Here is a 16,680-nt window from a genome sequence, read left to right as displayed (position 1 = left end):
GCGCATCGGCTGCTTTTTACGTTAGGCTTTCATCCATATTTTTCACTCTTTCTAGGGTTTTTTCTCATGTTTAAAATTTATGGCATTAAAAATTGTAATTCGATGAAAAAAGCCTTTGATGCATTACAGGCAAAAGGCATCAATTACGAGTTCCATGATTACAAGAAACAAGGCATTGATGCCGATACTTTAGCAATCTGGCTGAAAGAAATTGGCGCAGATAAAGTCCTGAATAAAAAAGGGACCACATGGCGCAAATTAACTGCTGACGAGCAAACATACGCAACCAGCAATGAACATAACCTGATTGAAACACTGATGGCCCAGCCCAGCCTGATTAAGCGTCCTGTACTACAAACTCCTAACGGCTTTGTGATTGGTTTCGATGAAGCAACCTATCAGGATTTATCCGCTTAAAACCAATAAATCGCAGCGATAAAAAACCGAGTCTGATGACTCGGTTTTCTGTGATTTAAATCTGGCTTAGTTGGTACGAATCCAGGTCTGGTTACGACCTAAAGCTGCAACGCCAATATAGCCACGTAATTTCAGCTTTTTACCGCCTTCGAGAATTTCAGCTTTTAACTTATAGGTTTTGCCATTTTTAGGATCGATGATCGAACCTTCATCATAGCTGGTACCACCAACATTTTTCAGGCCATGTACGATGGTCACGCCTTTCAGCGGTTTGTTGTGATAAGGTCCTTCACACTTAGAGCATGCATTTTCCTGACCTGCCACTAAATATTTTTGAATAGATGCGGTGAGGGTTCCATCCTTTTGCTCAGTAAACTTCACAATCGCCTTCGGCTGTTTCGTTTCATCATCAATGGTTTGCCAAACACTGCCATTCAGCGCATCCGCTGCATTGGCAAAAGTTGTTAAACCGAGCAATCCAAATGCTAGAGCAATTTTCTTCATTTTTGTAATATCCTTAAGGGGTCTTTCAAACTGAAAGTATTGAGAAGTTCAATCAATATTGCAATTCTTGATTATGACTATTTGGTATAACCTGCGTAAGAGTGACATAGCGCACAATTTTTCAGTTTTTATCATGAGGTCTAGGCACTACTTATATTTAAGAACTTTCTTATTGGTATACCCCTCTAACAATATGGAAAAATTATGAAATTTGCTACTGTTTGGAAATATTATTTTACTGAATCTTTACTTAAAGCCACGATTCGGACACCGAGCCAATTTAATCTGGCCCCCAATGCCTTACGGCCATTGCTGGATCAACTCTGTCGCCTATTTCCACACAATCCAACAGTACAAATTCGACCGTTGCGCTTAGCGGGTGTTCGTGGTGAGGAGATCAAAGCTCAAGCTGCGGCAACACAACTGATTTTACATATTCACGGCGGTGCCTTTTTCTTAGGGAGTCTCAATACTCACCGTGCATTGATGACCGATATTGCAGCACGTACGCAAATGCAGGTGATTCATGTTGATTACCCGCTGGCACCGGAACATCCTTTTCCTGAAGCGATTGATGCGATTTTTGATGTCTATCAGGCCTTGCTGGTACAAGGGATTAAACCTAAAGATATTATTATCTCGGGGGACTCTTGTGGTGCCAACCTCGCCTTGGCCTTGTGTTTGCGTTTGAAACAGCAACCAGAACTGATGCCAAGCGGTCTGATTCTGATGTCGCCTTATCTGGATTTAACCTTGACCAGTGAATCACTTCGCTTCAACCAGAAACATGATGCCTTGCTCTCGATTGAGGCTTTACAGGCAGGTATCAACCATTATCTGAAAGAGGGCATTCAGGCAGATGATCCACGCGTTTCACCATTATTTGATGATCTGACCGGCTTACCACCAACACTCGTTCAAGTCGGTTCAAAAGAAATTCTGCTGGATGATTCAAAACGCTTTAGAGAAAAAGCTGAAAAAGCCGATGTCGAAGTGAACTTTAAACTGTATACCGGCATGTGGCATAACTTCCAGATGTTTAATGCCTGGTTCCCTGAAGCTAAACAAGCCTTGGCCGATCTTGCTGAATTCGCACATGCCTTAGATCGCGACTAAGCCCCCTCAAAATCTGTGTAAAAAATGGTCAGCTTAGGCTGACCATTGTCACTCTTGATTCAGTTTGGTCATCAACAAATAAAAATCATTGAATATTCTGATAACAGCTTATTTTTCAAAATATTTTTCCCGTCCTGATTTGCACTAAATTTGCCAGATGCAGACTTTTTTCTCATTCTAAAGATGCTATTGTTATTTGAATAAGCGTTCCTCCGTATTTTGATGACGGATACACAGTTCCTAGGAATCTCATTGCATAAAAGGATGCATGCCAATGGTGAAGATTCATTTTAATAGGTCAACTGACGCAAAACGATGGGGCTTTCGGCTTTCTTGGGAACATCATATTGTCGTCAATTGGACCATGCTTAAAAAAAGCATTTTATTACTTATACTTGCTGCATTAATGAACCTGTTCTGGATCAGCTGGGATATTTTCGTACTCATAAATCCGGTTTATTCGGAATGGGTCCATCTCAAGCTGGTCCGTTCACAATTATGGACCAGCCTGATTATGCTGGTGGTTTTGATCCTGTTGATTATTCCCTGCCATGTGTTCAGGGAACAACACTGGGCACAGGAAGTCCTCCCGATCCTCAGTGTGCAGGTCTTTACTGCTATGCTGTGCCATAACAGCTATCTGGTCGGTAGCTTTAGCCCTGCCACCATGGTGGGCTATGTCAGTGTCGTGGGTGTCGGTCTGGTGCTGTTTGACCGCCGTATGGTGTATTGCGCTCTCATTCCTGCCACGCTGGCTTTGTTCTTTTGCAATTATCTCAGCATGGTCGGGATCCTTAGCTACGCGCCATTATTTAACATGCAACATCTGAATCAGGTGGCCATGCATCCCTTCTGGGTCGGCAGTATGCTGTTTTTTCTGGTTCCGATCTTGCTGGCCTGTTTATTTCTATTTGAAATTTTACTGACTCAATGGCGGACTCGCGAAATGACCATCCAGATGTTGAGCCGTCTCGATCCCCTCACCAATGTCCTGAACCGGCGCAGTATTGGCAGTTATCTGGACAGATTACACCAGCAACCAGAGCAGCAATATTCGATTGTGCTGCTCGATTTAGATCATTTTAAAAATATTAATGATCATTTTGGACATAGCATGGGTGATCAGGTGCTGATTCAGGTGGCACAGTGTCTGACCACCCATCTTAGAGAGCAGGATATGATTGGCCGCTTTGGCGGGGAGGAGTTTATTTTATTGCTGCCCAATACCCATACCGCCCAAGCACAAAAGGTGGCAGAGCGCTGTCGGCAGGCGATATCTCAATTACGTTTTATTACCGAACATAAGCAAGAGTTCAGTATCAGTGCCAGCTTCGGTATTAGCAGTTCGCTTAGTGCAGATGAGCCGCACCTGATTATTAGTCAGGCAGATCAGGCCCTGTATGAGGTGAAAGCGGCGGGACGTAATCAGGTCAGAATCTTTACTGACCTGATCACCCGTTAGCAAAGTGAAGGCCTTGACTTGCCTTCACTTGAGGCCCAATCAGACTTTTAAAAATTCTTCCCGCTGTTGACGATAAGGCTCATCAAAAGGCACAAACTGCTGTTCTTGCTTGGCTTCAGCAATCCATTGTTGTACTGAAGGTAAAGCCAGTATTTTCTGCATATAGCTTTGGCTAGAAGCCGAAACGGGGAGTTGATAACAGTCAAAACGCATCACCACCGGCGCGTAAAATGCATCTGCAATACTGAATTCGCCACACAAAAAACTGTCGTCATCTGGACGTTGTGACCAGATCTGTTCAATACGGGCCACATCAGCACGCAACTGCGCATGCTCAGACCAGAGCTGCTGACCAATATGTGTCAAGTCTGCTTCGACATTCATGGGACAAAGATTGCGTAATCCCTGAAAGCTACTATGCATCTCGGCACTGATACACCGCGCTCTGGCACGCAAGCTTTTATCTTGTGGCCATAAGGCATATTCAGGATGTTGTTCTGCCAGATATTCACAAATGGCCAGCGTATCCCAAACCACCAGTCCTCCATCCACAAGTGCAGGCACTTTCCCGGTTGGATTCAGTTTCAGAATTTCTGTTTTAAACTGGCTATCTGCTTCAAAGCTATCAAACCGGATCAGCTGCTCCTGAAATGGTATGCCTGCCTGTTTCAATAAGATCCACGGACGCATGGACCAGCTTGAATAGTTTTTATTGCCAATAAAGAGTTGGTACATTGTTATTCTTTTCCTTTAAATAAGGCCAGTTGTTGTAATAGCTCGGCTTTCTGGAATGCACCCGTTAAACGTAGCGAGCGAACTTCTTGTTGTTGGTGATCGAGGAATAAATAGGTTGGTGGACCTAAAATATCCCACTGTGCTAAAAGTGCCTGATGCGACGCATCATAATGGCTTAAATCCAGTTTAATTAAATAATAACCTGCTAATGCCTGCTGCACCTCGGCATCTTTTAAAATACGATGCTCAATTGGCTGACAAGCCACACACCAGTCTGCATAGACATCAATCACAATGCCGCGATCTTTCGGTGCATCGGCGAGAATCTGCTGAAACTCGTCCGCAGTGTGTGCCACATGCCATTCAGCCAGCTTGTCTGCCTGAACTGAACTCAGGCTTTGGATGTGCTGGTATTGATTAAAAGCCAAGCCGGGAATCACGACAATCAGCAAGACCGCATACAGCCATTGCAGCTTGGATTTCTGCCCAAACAGGCGATAAACCGCATAGATAATAAATGCCAGACCAAGAATTAAACTCAGGATTTGAATAGCAAGTTCCGGCAATAAAGGACGAATGAAATAAATACTCAGGGCCAGCATCAAGAAGGCAAAGATCACCTTGATCTGGTTCATCCAGTCGCCGGCTTTTGGTAAAGCTTTAGCCCCCAAAACACTGGCAAGTAACAATGGAATGCCCATACCAAAGCCTAGAGTAAACAGTAATAATGCACCCTGCCATTGGCTCTGCGTTTGCGAGATAAACAGTAATACCCCGGCCAGCGGTGCAGTCATGCATGGCCCAACCAGCAAGGCTGAAATCATGCCCATAACACTGGCGCCCACCAAGGTACCGCCTTTTTGATTGGATTGCATCTGATCGAGTCGATTGACCCAACGCTGTGGCAATTTCAACTCGAACAGGCCAAACAGATTCAGGGCGAACACCACAAATAACAGACTAAATGCAATCAATGTGGCGGGTTGCTGTAACCAGCGCTGAAAATTCAAACCTGCTGCGGAAGCAATTAAACCAAGTACCGCGTAGACCAGCGCCATACTAACCACAAAGGTCAGCGCAATTGACCATGCTTTCACACCTTTGTTGTCACGTACAATCAAGGAGGTCAGAATCGGTAGCATCGGTAGAGAGCACGGTGTAAAAGCCAACAGAATGCCTAGGCCCAAGAACAATAAGATGCTATAAGCCAGGGAATGCTGTTCCAGTGCGCTTGACCATTTCTGGTCTTGGGCCATCACACCCGAGTTACCTTGTGAGGGTGATTCTGCAGCTGTTTCAGCCTGTACTTCATCACTTGCAGGCTGTTGCGCATTGAATGTGCTGGATGAACGGGCCACATCCAGAAAGCTTTTTTGCGTATTGGAGCTGACATTCTGGGCACTGACCAAGCCATCCGCATCGGTTTGAAACTCAATATTTTGTGGTGGATAGCAAATACGGTCTTTGGCACACCCCTGCCAAGTGACGCGGTAATGTTGTGATGCCTGAGTCGGGATACTGAATTCAGCTTGTTGATAATAAACCTGGCTATGACCATAGTTTTCATCATATTGCTCAACCGCTTTGGGCAAATTCAAGGCAACAGGTTGATTGCCCTGCTTTACTTCAAATTTATGCTGATATAGATAGTAATTGGGCTGAATCGACCAGTGTAACCGCGCCTGATTCGCTTGCGTCGATTCAACCGTAAATGCAAATGCCTGTTCAGGACTGAGTAAGGGCGACGATGAATTTTCTTGGGCATAGGTCAATGACCCACATAACAACAATAACGTCCCCAGAAAATAACGCATCAGCGCAAAACCTTCTCCACCTTGAACAGACATTTTCATTCTCATCTCACTATTTTTTCTCCCGATTCTCCCTCCCACTTATGTAGAAGTGAATTTAGGAGAATTCAGGAGCATTATTATTAGAATAAAACCGATACGCCGAAGCCACCGTTATAGCTTTTCTGGTTGCCATTGAGATCAACCCCAATGCTAGCGTCCAGCTGGGTACGATTATTCAAGGCATAGACCAGACCGGTACCTAGACCATATTCATAGTCTTGACTCTCGGCTTTACGGTAAATAAATTCAGAGAAACCAGAAAGTTTACCCGCGATCTTATAATCAATCGTTGGTACGGCAGTCACTGCCCAATTACTGTTTTGTGCTTCATAACGCATGGTAATCGATGTGCCAATCAAGTCGCTAAACTCATAGGCAACCGCTGAGGTGAGGCTATAAATATCATCATGGTTGGTAAATTCATCATTACCGGTTGCAATGATGGCTTCTGCCAACAAAGCCATAGATAAACGGTCATCTTTTAAATCAATCGCTTTTTTCAAACCAATGCTGACATCACCTAAACCATTGGTTTCTTTTTTCATACCGGCACGCTTGTATTGCTGCCAGACTGGACCTTGCCAACCCAATTGCAATTCAAGGCCATCTGCCAGACCGGTACGCAACAACATATCGCCATTTAAGGTCAGGGTTTTATCTTTTACCCCATCGACATTACCTTCCTGATAACTGACGCTTGGCAAGCTTTGTTCCCACGCCAATTTGCCAACCGGGGTAATGCCTGTGCCCATACCGGCACCGGGACGGTCAAAAGAAAAATCAGCCGCAAAAGCGCTGCCTGCCATCATCGATACGGCAACTACGCTTAAAGTTTGAAATATTTTCATCATGTTCCTCGTTCTGTTATATCGGCTGGGCTTAAGCGCCTAGCTCTTTTGACATTTTTGCGCCATGCTGACGTAACAATTCCAGTGTTGCACGTTCTTCTGGCAATGATTCTGACCAGTCAATTTCATCAAATTCACAATCAAAGAATAATTGGCTAATTGAAGATAAAACGGTTAAACCCTCTTCATCACGAGTATTTGGATCTACTTTTTCTTCGAGTAAACGTTGTACCACAGGCACACAAGCCGAACTTGCTGCATCCCAAAGCGGGCCATAAAATTCTTCAGCATCCCATAAATGCAAATTGGCTTTGGCCTGAATCAAGGCATCCAAAATATCCAGATAGACTTGAAGCGTTTGTTGCTTTTCTTCTTCGCTTAATGGCTGGCCTGCCTCATACGCTTCACAAATTGTTTCCCACCAGGTAAATAAACCATCACAAATCACGGATACAGGCGGCCCCTGTTCAGGCTCAATAAAATTCGGGTCGAGTCCTTCAGCAAGTAAAGATTGCACTTGGTCTAAATCGAGTTGTTGTATGGCTTGCACCAAGGCCTGCTGTTGCTTATTTAACATGACCAGTTCTCACAATATTTTTTAATGAATGTATTATGCCGAATATCCTGACAGGATTTTATAAAACCATCTAAAAAATCATGTAGAAATTTGATACAGGCATAAAAAAAGCCCCAAATGAGGCCTTTTTTATACGTTTATTTTTACGCTTCGTCGTCTACTTTGACATCTTCATCTGCATCGACATATTCTGGTAAACCGCCACGGTGATGATCTTTCTTCTCATAAAGATGCTCCAGACTGCGTTTTAATTTATCAATCGCACCATGAATCGAGTGATCAATATTTGGCGCTTTATGTGTCACTGCAACAGGCTTCATGCCTGCTGGACGGGCTTCAATCATACAACGTTTGTCATGATCGCCCGATTTATCCCCGTTTTCATCACTAATATGAACCGAAAAGTGCGTAATACGCTCACTATAACGTTGGAATTCCTGTGTAAGTTCTGCACGAACATAACTAATTAAACGTTCACTACCTTGAATGTTTTTATCTGTACGGATTTCAATATTCATAAATATCTTCCTCTCTTTTCTGTGAGACGGTGCTACAAAACTTTCTTATTCAGCACACTTTGAGCATGCGGTCATTCAGTGCAGTTGTATATTTTGATTATGTAAATGCTTGTGGTCTCCTCGCTTAGCATCTGTTGATTTTCAGTATGTAAGAAGATCTTCTATAGTTCCAATATCTGTCTTTCCTCAGAAATATGCAAGCTGATTTTTGACATTTTTATTAAAACTTAAACAAAAACCGCTTTAACTTTACACGACTTTATTTTTGGCCCGAGCTCTACAATTATTTTGTACCTTTGGTCAAATTTGGCTTTATTTTTGCTTAATACCTTGTATGCTTTACACGCCTTTTTGGGGGGAGATTTTTAAATGCAATTGAAGCAAGTTACAGCAGCATGTTTATTGGTATCTACAGCAGCTTTCGCTCAGGCAAAGCCTATCTGGCAGGACTTTAGCCTGACCGGTTTGTATGGGGAAAACTACGAGGTTGTTGATGAAAAACAAACCACTTTAACGGTTGAATATGCGGCAAAAGTCAAATATGCCGATGTGTTTTTCTTTATGGATCGCATGCGTGGTAACGAAGATCATAAAGTGACTTATTTCGAACTCTCTCCACGTTTTAGCTTAGGCGAGATTTCAGGTCACAAACTTGCTTTTGGTCCGGTTAAAGATGTTTTGATTTCAACCACATGGGAAAGCAACAATGATGACTTTTCCAGTTTTGACAACTTCTTGTACGGCGTAGGCTTTGATCTTGCAGTTCCATATTTCCAATATGCAAATGTGAACTTCTACCGTGCCAACAACGAAAACACATCAGATGACTATCAAATGACCATTGCTTATGCATTGCCATTTAAAGTCTCCAATGAAGATTTCCTCGTCGATGGTTTCCTTGACTGGTCGACAGGTGAAAAAGATCACGCCAGTGAACTGAACTGGACGACACAATACAAGTGGAACGTGGGTAAACACATTTCACCTGATACTCGCCTCTATTTAGGTGTTGAGCATTCAGTCTGGAATAACAAGTTCGGTATGAAAAACCGTGACGAAAACAATGTCAGCGCTTTGATCAAATACCACTTCTAATCAGATTAGAATGTTAAAAAACAGCAAGGATTTCCTTGCTGTTTTTGTTTGCATCCCCGAATATAAATGTCAGTTGATCTTTTGTCCTGTCAGCATCCCATCTGTTTATTTTGTCTAATTTGATGACCTTTGCTTATGTCTGAAAATATCGTACTTGCCGCTTCAACCTTAGCCGCACATTTCCGCATTCGCTTTGCCACAACAGATGACCTCGAACACATTCTCACGATTTATAATCATGAAATTTTAAATGGCACAGCCAACTGGAATGATCAGGCTGTTTCCTTAGCTGATTATCAGCAACGTTTTTACGGCATGCAGCAACAGCAGTTTCCCATGATTGTGGTCGAAGACCTGAATAGCCATCAAGTAGCTGGTTATGCCTATTACGCAGCGTTTCGTGCGATCAGCGGTTATCGCCAAAGCATTGAACATTCTGTTTTTGTTGATCCAAGTTATGCTCGCCAAGGTCTGGGCAAAGCCTTGATGCAACAGCTCATTCATCTCGCCAAACAACAAAACATGCATATTATGGTCGCTGCCATTGACAGTGAAAATAAGGGTTCGATTGTGCTGCATGAACAATTGGGCTTTGTGCAAACAGGGTATATGCCACAAGTGGGTCAAAAGTTTGGACAATGGCGGGATTTAGTCTGGATGCAACTGCAACTCACAGAAGCCTAATAAAATATCACTTTTGTAATACGTTCCTAACAGCAATTTTTGACTTAAAATGAAAGACATACTTTATTTCAAAAATAGCCACAATGATTAAAATATCCCAACTCGGCCTATGCCTCACAATCGTCCTTGCTTCAAGTGCCAGCTTTGCAGAACTTTCCTTCGAGCAAGAATTGCAACAAGGCTGTGCCAAAGTGAAACAATATGCCCAAGCAGGTAAAAAGTTTTACGATCAAAAGCAATATCTTAAAGCAGCCAAGCAATTCGAAGACCAAGCCGCATGGGCACATTTCTGTCAGGCCAATGCAGATGAAAGCGGGATTAAGGTCAGTGACCGAGAGATTGAAATTGCCAATAATAATGTCGGTTTAAGTTATGCCAAACTCGGTAAGCCGCAATGGGCTAGAGTCTGGTTTTTACGTGATAAAGACTCGAAAACCAGCCAATACAATTTAAAACAGCTCCCAAAACCAAAGCTATCTTCTGATTTACAAGGGACTTATGTTCGCGCCAATGGCTTTGGGCAATGGGACTATATCAAGGTCAGCAAAAAACAGAATCAATATCAGATTGCCTTCGATGGCTACTATTTTGGTCCACGCGGCCTGATCTATGGTCCCAATATGGGACAGTTTGAAACCAGCATGTCCCTCAAGTCAAAACAGGCCAGCTATCGCAATGAAGACTGTGTGATTAAACTTCAATTCGCCAATGACGCAAAGCTTGGACAAAAAATTGAGGTTGAACAGCACAATGGCGAGTCCTCATGCGGCTTTGGACATAATGTCTATGCGGGCGGAACGTTTTATAAGGTTGAAGACAAATAAACCTTGTGCCAACCCTTTAATGTTCTAAATTGCATTTTCCCAACATTCACTATCGTGATAGGCGATATAGATGTCGCCATGTTCGACTGCCTTACGCTGCTTCCAAAGCCATGCTTTAGAATTGCTCAGGATGTAACGTCAGTCGAACAAAAAATTTTTGCTTACTTTTGATCTCTCAAAAGTAAGGACCATCCTAAAGATACATTCCTTAGAATAAGGATAAAGTAACTGTTAGCCAAGAAATACTAAATCGCCACCAACTCCCGAATTCCCTTCTCAGGCATCTCCTCCCCCCGCCCTTGTGCAATCACCTGCCCACGTGCCATCACGGTATACGCATCCGCCAACTCTTCAGCAAAATCATAAAACTGCTCCACCAAAATAATCGCCATCTCCCCTTGATCCGCTAGCTTACGAATCACCCGACCAATATCCTTAATAATCGAGGGCTGAATCCCTTCGGTGGGTTCGTCTAAAATCAAAACACTTGGCTCCGAAGCCAACGCTCGAGCAATCGCAAGCTGTTGTTGCTGACCACCGGATAAATCACCACCACGGCGGTGTTTCATTTCATCCAGCACAGGGAAAATCTCATATAAATGGCTTGGCACCTTACGGGTCTTGGCCCCTGAGAATTTAGCCATGCCAATTAAAATATTTTCTTCTACCGTTAAAGTCGAAAAGATATCACGACCTTGCGGCACATAGGCCAATCCCGCACGTACCCGTTGCTCAGGGGACATTTTAGCAATGTCTTTGCCATCTAATAGGATTTGCCCTGACTTAATCGGCAGAATCCCCATCAGGCATTTCAGTAAAGTGGTTTTGCCCACACCATTACGACCCAGTACCACACTGCACTCACCCACAGGCGCTTTAAAAGACACGTCACGCAGAATATGACTGCCACCATAGAACTGATTAATTTGTTTCACTTCTAGCATGTGTCTCTCCTAACGCCCTAGATATTTTTCAATCACATCTTCATTGGCCTGAACCTCTGCCAATGTGCCCTCAGCCAGAATCGCGCCTTGCGCCAAGACCGTGACTTTTTCACTGATGGTGTCAATAAAACTCATGTCATGTTCAACTACGACCAGCGTGTGATTTTTTTTCAGTTCCAGACACAGTTCAGCCGTGCGCTCGGTTTCAGCATCGGTCATGCCTGCAACAGGCTCATCCAGTAAAATCAACTTCGGTCGTTGCATCAATAACATGCCGATTTCCAGCCACTGTTTTTGTCCATGTGAGAGCAGACCTGCTGGCTTTTGCACAAATTCCTTTAAACGAATCTGTTCCAGACTTTCATCCAGGGCCAACTGCGCTTCTGGATCTAAACGGGAAAAAAAGCTTTTTTTCACCCGCTTATCTCGTGGTGCTGCCAGCAGTAGATTTTCCATCACGGTAAAATTTTCAAACACCGTTGGTTTCTGGAATTTACGTCCAATCCCCGCTTCCGCAATTTGCTCGGTACTCATTTTGGCAAGATCATAGTTTTGCCCAAAAAATGCGGTGCCTGTGGTCGGACGGGTTTTACCAGTAATCACATCCATCAGGGTGGTTTTTCCTGCGCCATTCGGCCCGATGATGCAGCGTAACTCCCCCTCGGCAATGTAAAGTGACAAATCATTCAGGGCCTGAAATGAATCAAACCAGACACTGACTTTTTCCAGATATAAGGCAATGCCGTGACTAAAATCCACACCTTGCGGCTTGGCGCGTCCATAGCCCTCACCCAGTTGACCGCCATGTTGAGCAGCGTCTATTAATACATCACTCATTTAATCACGCTCCTTTTTAAAACGGTCGAATACACCAATCACACCCTTAGGCAAGAACAAGGTCACCACGATAAATAGCGCACCCAAGATCAATAACCATGCTTCTGGCGCAGCCACAGTAAAATAGGTTTTCACGGCATTGATTAAACCTGCCCCTAAAATCGGACCAATCAAAGTGCCACGTCCACCCGCAGCCACCCACACCACCATTTCAATTGAGTTGACTGGGTTCATTTCACTTGGATTGATGATGCCTGCCTGTGGCACATACAACGCCCCGGCAATGCCTGCAATCACCGCAGACAATACCCATGCAGATAGCTTGTACCACAACGTGCGATAACCGAGATATTGCAAGCGATTTTCACTGTCGCGGATTGCGCCGAGCACGCGACCATAAGGACGATTCATCAACTGGCGTAGACCGAGGAAACACAACATCAACATCAACGCTGTGACAAAGCATAAGGTTGCACGCATTGGTGCAGAGGTAATATCAAAACCCAAAATTGTTTTAAAGCCTGTAAAACCATTATTGCCCCCAAAGCCTGTTTCATTGCGGAAGAACAGCAAGGCTGCGGCAAAGGTCATGGCTTGAGTAATAATGGAGAAATACACCCCTTTGATTTTGGAGCGAAAGGCAAAAAAACCAAAAATAAATGCAATCAATCCAGGAACAAGCACGACCAGTGCCAAGGCCCAGGCAATATGCTGCGTGCCGATCCAATACCAAGGCAACTCGGTCCAACTGAGGAAGCGCATAAAATCAGGCAGACCATCGCCTGCGGATTGACGCATGAGGTACATGCCAAAAGCATAACCGCCCAAGGCAAAATACAAACCATGTCCCAAGCTTAGAATCCCGGCATAGCCCCAGACCAGATCCAGTGCCAAAGCGACCAAAGCCAGACACATGATCTTGCCAATCAGGGTGATCCAATAAGCGGACAAGTAAAATGCAGAGTCAGGAGACAACAGGTGTAGCCATGGCAACAGTAAAAGCACGCCGAAACAAACTGCAATCGCCACCGCACTATAGGGCTTGTCGGCAAATAAGGAAGTGATTTTCATTGGCTTACTCCACAAAACGGCCTTTGATGGCAAACAAACCTTGTGGACGCTTTTGGATAAACAAAATCACAAGAACCAAGAGAATAATTTTTGCGAGTACTGCGCCTAAACCAATCTCTAAAACTGTACCGCTAATCCCCAGTCCGAGTGCTGCCAATACCGCCCCCCAGACTTGGCCCACGCCACCGACCACAACGACAAGGAAAGCATCAATAATGTAGTTTTGACCAAGATCAGGCCCCACATTACCGACCTGTGCCAAGGCACAGCCTGCCAAACCAGCCAGACCTGACCCCAGACCAAAAGCCAGCATATCAATCCGGGCAGAGCGAATCCCAACCGCACGTGCCATTTGACGGTTTTGCGTGACCGCACGGATAAATAGGCCAAAACGGGTTTTATTGAGTAAGAACACCAGCAGCAATAACACTGCAACGGTAAACGCAATGATGGCAATCCGGTTATACGGCAACATCAGGCTCGGTGTCATTGCGATCCCACCACTCAACCAGCTCACATTTGAGACTTCGACATTTTGTGCACCAAAGACCATGCGTACCAATTGCATCAGAATCAGACTCACCCCAAAAGTGGCAAGTAAAGTCTCTAATTGGCGACCATACAGCGGACGAATGACGGTGCGCTCAATCAACATCCCAATCAAGGCACTGACCAGAAAAGCTGCAGGAATCGCAATGATGAGATACCAATCCACCAGTCCAGCAAAATGGGTTTTAAAAAAGCTTTGAATCACATAAGTGGTATAGGCACCGATCATGATGAGCTCACCATGTGCCATATTAATCACCCCAAGCAGGCCATAGGTAATGGCTAAACCAAGCGCGGCAAGCAGCAAAATGCTGGCCGTACTCAGACCTGAAAACACATGACCTGACCACTCACTGATTTGTAAACGGGTTTTAATTTGATTTTGTGCATCCAGCAACGCTGCCTTCAATGCAGGATTAGTTTGTGGTTGTTCCAGGGTCTGTGTAATAAGTGCATATACATCTGGACGGTTGGAATCTGCCAAGACTTTCACGGCTTCAAGCTTGGTAAATTCATCAGCACTGTTAAAATCCAGACGAGCTTTGAGCTGTGCTAAACGCGTTTTGACCTGATCATTTTTTTCATTCAGATAAAGCTGCTTCACCATCGCCACATCAAGTTCAGCCAGATTATTTTCTAAAATATCAACTGCAGCTAAACGTTGTGAGGCATCTGTTGAATTGAGTTTGGCCTTGGCTTGACCAAAATTCAGGGCCTTGCGTAAGGTATTGACTAACGTCACTTGAGATAGATCGGCTGGCCATTGTTCCAGTGCTTGCTGCTCAGGATAGCTAAACAGTTTGTCATCATTTTTTAACAGATAGGTATTGCCTGAGCTATCGCTATATAACTCATTTTGATCAATATAGGCCACCAGTTGATCCAGTTGTTCAATACTGGCAGGCCACTGATTGAGCATGGCACGACGCGTGGCAAAGTCAGCCTTTACAAAGGTCTGAATGGCATCTGGAGAAGCTGTAGACGTCACAGGTGCTGTGGATGTGGCCTCTGCCCATGCTGGACTCAACATCAGCTGTGCCATGATGCAGAGCAGTGCCAAAACAAAATGTTTCGCCATAGAACTCCCCTTATGGTTACGGTTTAAATGGATCAGAAAAATAGACATGCCTGCTGCCCATACAACAGGCTTGAAGCGAATTATTTAGGGATATACGGACTCCAAGGCTCCGCCTTGATGGTTTGCGGTGTTTTGTAGACCACATCGAACTGGCCATCGCCACGGATCTGTCCAATCATCACGGGTTTATGTAGATGGTGATTAGTTTCATCCATTTTTAAGGTATAGCCCGATGGGGCAGCAAAGGTCTGACCGGCCATCGCATCACGGACTTTATCCACCTCAGTGGTGCCCGCTTTCTCAACCGCCTGCTTCCACATATTGATGCCCACATAAGTCGCTTCCATTGGATCATTGGTCACCACTTTGTCGGCATTTGGCAGTTTGTATTGCACTGCATATTGTTTGAATTTATTCACAAACTCGGTGTTTTTAGGATTTTTCACCGACATGAAATAGTTCCATGCCGCTAAATGACCCACCAAGGGTTTGGTATCAATACCACGTAATTCTTCCTCACCCACCGAGAAAGCCATCACTGGGATATCGGATGCTTTAATGCCTTGGTTGCCCAATTCGCGATAGAACGGCACATTGGAATCACCATTGATGGTCGAGATCACTGCCGTCTTTTTACCTGCAGAGAACTTCTTAATATTGGACACAATGGTTTGATAATTGCTGTGACCAAATGGCGTGTATTCTTCCATGATGTCGGTATCGGCGACGCCCTTCGATTTCAAGAAGGCCCGAAGAATTTTATTGGTGGTCCGTGGATAGACATAATCGGTGCCCAACAACACAAAACGTTCAGCTTTACCGCCTTCATCTCCCATCAAATATTCAACCGCGGGAATCGCTTGCTGGTTCGGAGCCGCCCCGGTATAGAAGATGTTTTTCGATTGTTCCTGACCTTCATACTGCACTGGATAGAACAATAAGCCATTCAGTTCTTCCACCACAGGCAACACGGATTTACGCGACACAGAGGTCCAGCAACCAAAAATAACCGCAACTTTATCTTGGGTAATCAGCTGACGCGCTTTTTCTGCAAACAGGGGCCAGTCAGAAGCTGGATCGACAATCACAGGTTCCAGTTTTTTGCCCAGTACCCCACCATTGGCATTGATTTCATTGATGGTCATCAAGGCGGTGTCTTTCAGTGAGGTTTCAGAAATCGCCATGGTGCCTGAAAGCGAGTGCAGAATCCCAACCTTGATGGTGTCACCGCTGGCTGCAGGTGCAGTTTTGGCTTCCGTTTTTGCTTGTTCTGTTTTTTTGGCCGGTTTTGAACAGCCCACCAGACCAATCCCCATCATGGCTGCCATGAGCACTGACATCGACATCAATTTGTTTTGCATCATTCTCTCCACCCATCAATATTGTGATTTTTACTGGATGGTGTTATTCAATTTTTATGCCAACACAACAAACTATTGTTTTCATTTAATTTTAATAAATTTTACTGATGCTTTTTTTGATCTTGTATACAACATTGCATACAAAAAATACGCAGCGACCTAAAATGATGCAAATTTACTCATCCACCCTGTGCCCACATTTCTAAT

General features: G+C 44.3%; 17 protein-coding genes. 6 read left to right on the top strand and 11 right to left on the bottom strand.

Going from position 1 to position 16,680, the window contains the following annotated elements:
* Positions 1 to 66 precede the first annotated feature (66 nt).
* A complete protein-coding gene (locus tag ACNQO6_RS09250) occupies positions 67 to 417 on the top strand; it encodes an arsenate reductase (protein ID WP_440208785.1) in 351 nt (116 codons plus the stop codon).
* Between the two features lie 66 nt (positions 418 to 483).
* On the opposite strand, the gene ACNQO6_RS09245 is transcribed toward ACNQO6_RS09250, so the two are convergent.
* Positions 484 to 921, bottom strand: coding sequence for a DUF2147 domain-containing protein (locus ACNQO6_RS09245; protein WP_262768711.1), 438 nt, complete (start codon positions 919 to 921; stop codon positions 484 to 486).
* 204 nt (positions 922 to 1,125) lie between these two features.
* Here ACNQO6_RS09245 and ACNQO6_RS09240 point away from each other — a divergent pair, with 204 nt between their 5' ends.
* Both ACNQO6_RS09240 and ACNQO6_RS09235 read left to right on the top strand, forming a co-directional pair.
* Positions 1,126 to 2,037: an alpha/beta hydrolase gene (locus tag ACNQO6_RS09240; RefSeq protein ID WP_005227960.1), complete on the top strand. Its 912-nt coding sequence runs from the start codon at positions 1,126 to 1,128 to the stop codon at positions 2,035 to 2,037.
* Positions 2,038 to 2,311: 274 nt separating this feature from the next.
* Positions 2,312 to 3,499, top strand: a complete 1,188-nt coding sequence (locus ACNQO6_RS09235) for a GGDEF domain-containing protein (protein ID WP_440208784.1) — start codon at positions 2,312 to 2,314, stop codon at positions 3,497 to 3,499.
* Between the two features lie 39 nt (positions 3,500 to 3,538).
* Here ACNQO6_RS09235 and ACNQO6_RS09230 read toward each other — a convergent pair whose 3' ends face one another.
* The 5 genes from ACNQO6_RS09230 to ACNQO6_RS09210 form a co-directional block, all read right to left on the bottom strand.
* Positions 3,539 to 4,234 carry a glutathione S-transferase family protein gene (locus ACNQO6_RS09230; RefSeq protein ID WP_440208783.1) on the bottom strand — a complete coding sequence of 232 codons (696 nt, stop codon included), beginning with the start codon at positions 4,232 to 4,234 and terminating at the stop codon, positions 3,539 to 3,541.
* A 2-nt stretch (positions 4,235 to 4,236) separates the two neighbouring features.
* Positions 4,237 to 6,087: a protein-disulfide reductase DsbD gene (gene dsbD / locus ACNQO6_RS09225; RefSeq protein WP_440208782.1), complete on the bottom strand. Its 1,851-nt coding sequence runs from the start codon at positions 6,085 to 6,087 to the stop codon at positions 4,237 to 4,239.
* An 80-nt stretch (positions 6,088 to 6,167) separates the two neighbouring features.
* A complete protein-coding gene (locus ACNQO6_RS09220; RefSeq protein WP_343579350.1) occupies positions 6,168 to 6,935 on the bottom strand; it encodes a transporter in 768 nt (255 codons plus the stop codon).
* 31 nt (positions 6,936 to 6,966) lie between these two features.
* Positions 6,967 to 7,512: an ankyrin repeat domain-containing protein gene (locus ACNQO6_RS09215; RefSeq protein ID WP_440208781.1), complete on the bottom strand. Its 546-nt coding sequence runs from the start codon at positions 7,510 to 7,512 to the stop codon at positions 6,967 to 6,969.
* Between the two features lie 143 nt (positions 7,513 to 7,655).
* On the bottom strand, positions 7,656 to 8,030 hold the full coding sequence (locus ACNQO6_RS09210) for an HPF/RaiA family ribosome-associated protein (RefSeq protein WP_440208780.1): 375 nt from the start codon (positions 8,028 to 8,030) through the stop codon (positions 7,656 to 7,658).
* A 369-nt stretch (positions 8,031 to 8,399) separates the two neighbouring features.
* On the opposite strand from ACNQO6_RS09210, the gene ACNQO6_RS09205 reads away from it, so the two are divergent.
* From ACNQO6_RS09205 to ACNQO6_RS09195, 3 genes are all read left to right on the top strand, one after another.
* On the top strand, positions 8,400 to 9,125 hold the full coding sequence (locus ACNQO6_RS09205) for an outer membrane protein OmpK (RefSeq protein ID WP_005282348.1): 726 nt from the start codon (positions 8,400 to 8,402) through the stop codon (positions 9,123 to 9,125).
* 135 nt (positions 9,126 to 9,260) lie between these two features.
* Entirely contained in the window at positions 9,261 to 9,809 is a 549-nt protein-coding gene (locus ACNQO6_RS09200; RefSeq protein ID WP_440208779.1) for an N-acetyltransferase family protein, read from the top strand.
* An 83-nt stretch (positions 9,810 to 9,892) separates the two neighbouring features.
* Positions 9,893 to 10,633 (top strand): hypothetical protein, encoded by a 741-nt coding sequence (locus tag ACNQO6_RS09195; protein ID WP_440208778.1) that lies wholly within the window; start codon positions 9,893 to 9,895, stop codon positions 10,631 to 10,633.
* Positions 10,634 to 10,878: 245 nt separating this feature from the next.
* Here ACNQO6_RS09195 and urtE read toward each other — a convergent pair whose 3' ends face one another.
* The 5 genes from urtE to urtA all read right to left on the bottom strand — a co-directional run bounded on the left by urtE (position 10,879) and on the right by urtA (position 16,473).
* Positions 10,879 to 11,577 carry an urea ABC transporter ATP-binding subunit UrtE gene (gene urtE / locus ACNQO6_RS09190; protein WP_343579325.1) on the bottom strand — a complete coding sequence of 233 codons (699 nt, stop codon included), beginning with the start codon at positions 11,575 to 11,577 and terminating at the stop codon, positions 10,879 to 10,881.
* Between the two features lie 9 nt (positions 11,578 to 11,586).
* Entirely contained in the window at positions 11,587 to 12,414 is an 828-nt protein-coding gene (gene urtD, locus ACNQO6_RS09185) for an urea ABC transporter ATP-binding protein UrtD (RefSeq protein ID WP_343579326.1), read from the bottom strand.
* Complete coding sequence (urtC, locus tag ACNQO6_RS09180) at positions 12,415 to 13,485, bottom strand: urea ABC transporter permease subunit UrtC (protein ID WP_440208777.1); 1,071 nt, start codon at positions 13,483 to 13,485, stop codon at positions 12,415 to 12,417.
* A 4-nt stretch (positions 13,486 to 13,489) separates the two neighbouring features.
* Positions 13,490 to 15,112 carry an urea ABC transporter permease subunit UrtB gene (urtB, locus tag ACNQO6_RS09175; RefSeq protein WP_440208776.1) on the bottom strand — a complete coding sequence of 541 codons (1,623 nt, stop codon included), beginning with the start codon at positions 15,110 to 15,112 and terminating at the stop codon, positions 13,490 to 13,492.
* Positions 15,113 to 15,192: 80 nt separating this feature from the next.
* Complete coding sequence (gene urtA, locus ACNQO6_RS09170; protein ID WP_440208961.1) at positions 15,193 to 16,473, bottom strand: urea ABC transporter substrate-binding protein; 1,281 nt, start codon at positions 16,471 to 16,473, stop codon at positions 15,193 to 15,195.
* Positions 16,474 to 16,680 lie beyond the last annotated feature (207 nt).

The organism is Acinetobacter calcoaceticus (assembly GCF_051947995.1).
Classification (GTDB): Bacteria; Pseudomonadota; Gammaproteobacteria; order Pseudomonadales; family Moraxellaceae; genus Acinetobacter.
The sequence above is the reverse complement of the archived record's forward strand: the minus strand, read 5'-3'. Positions and strand labels throughout refer to the sequence as shown.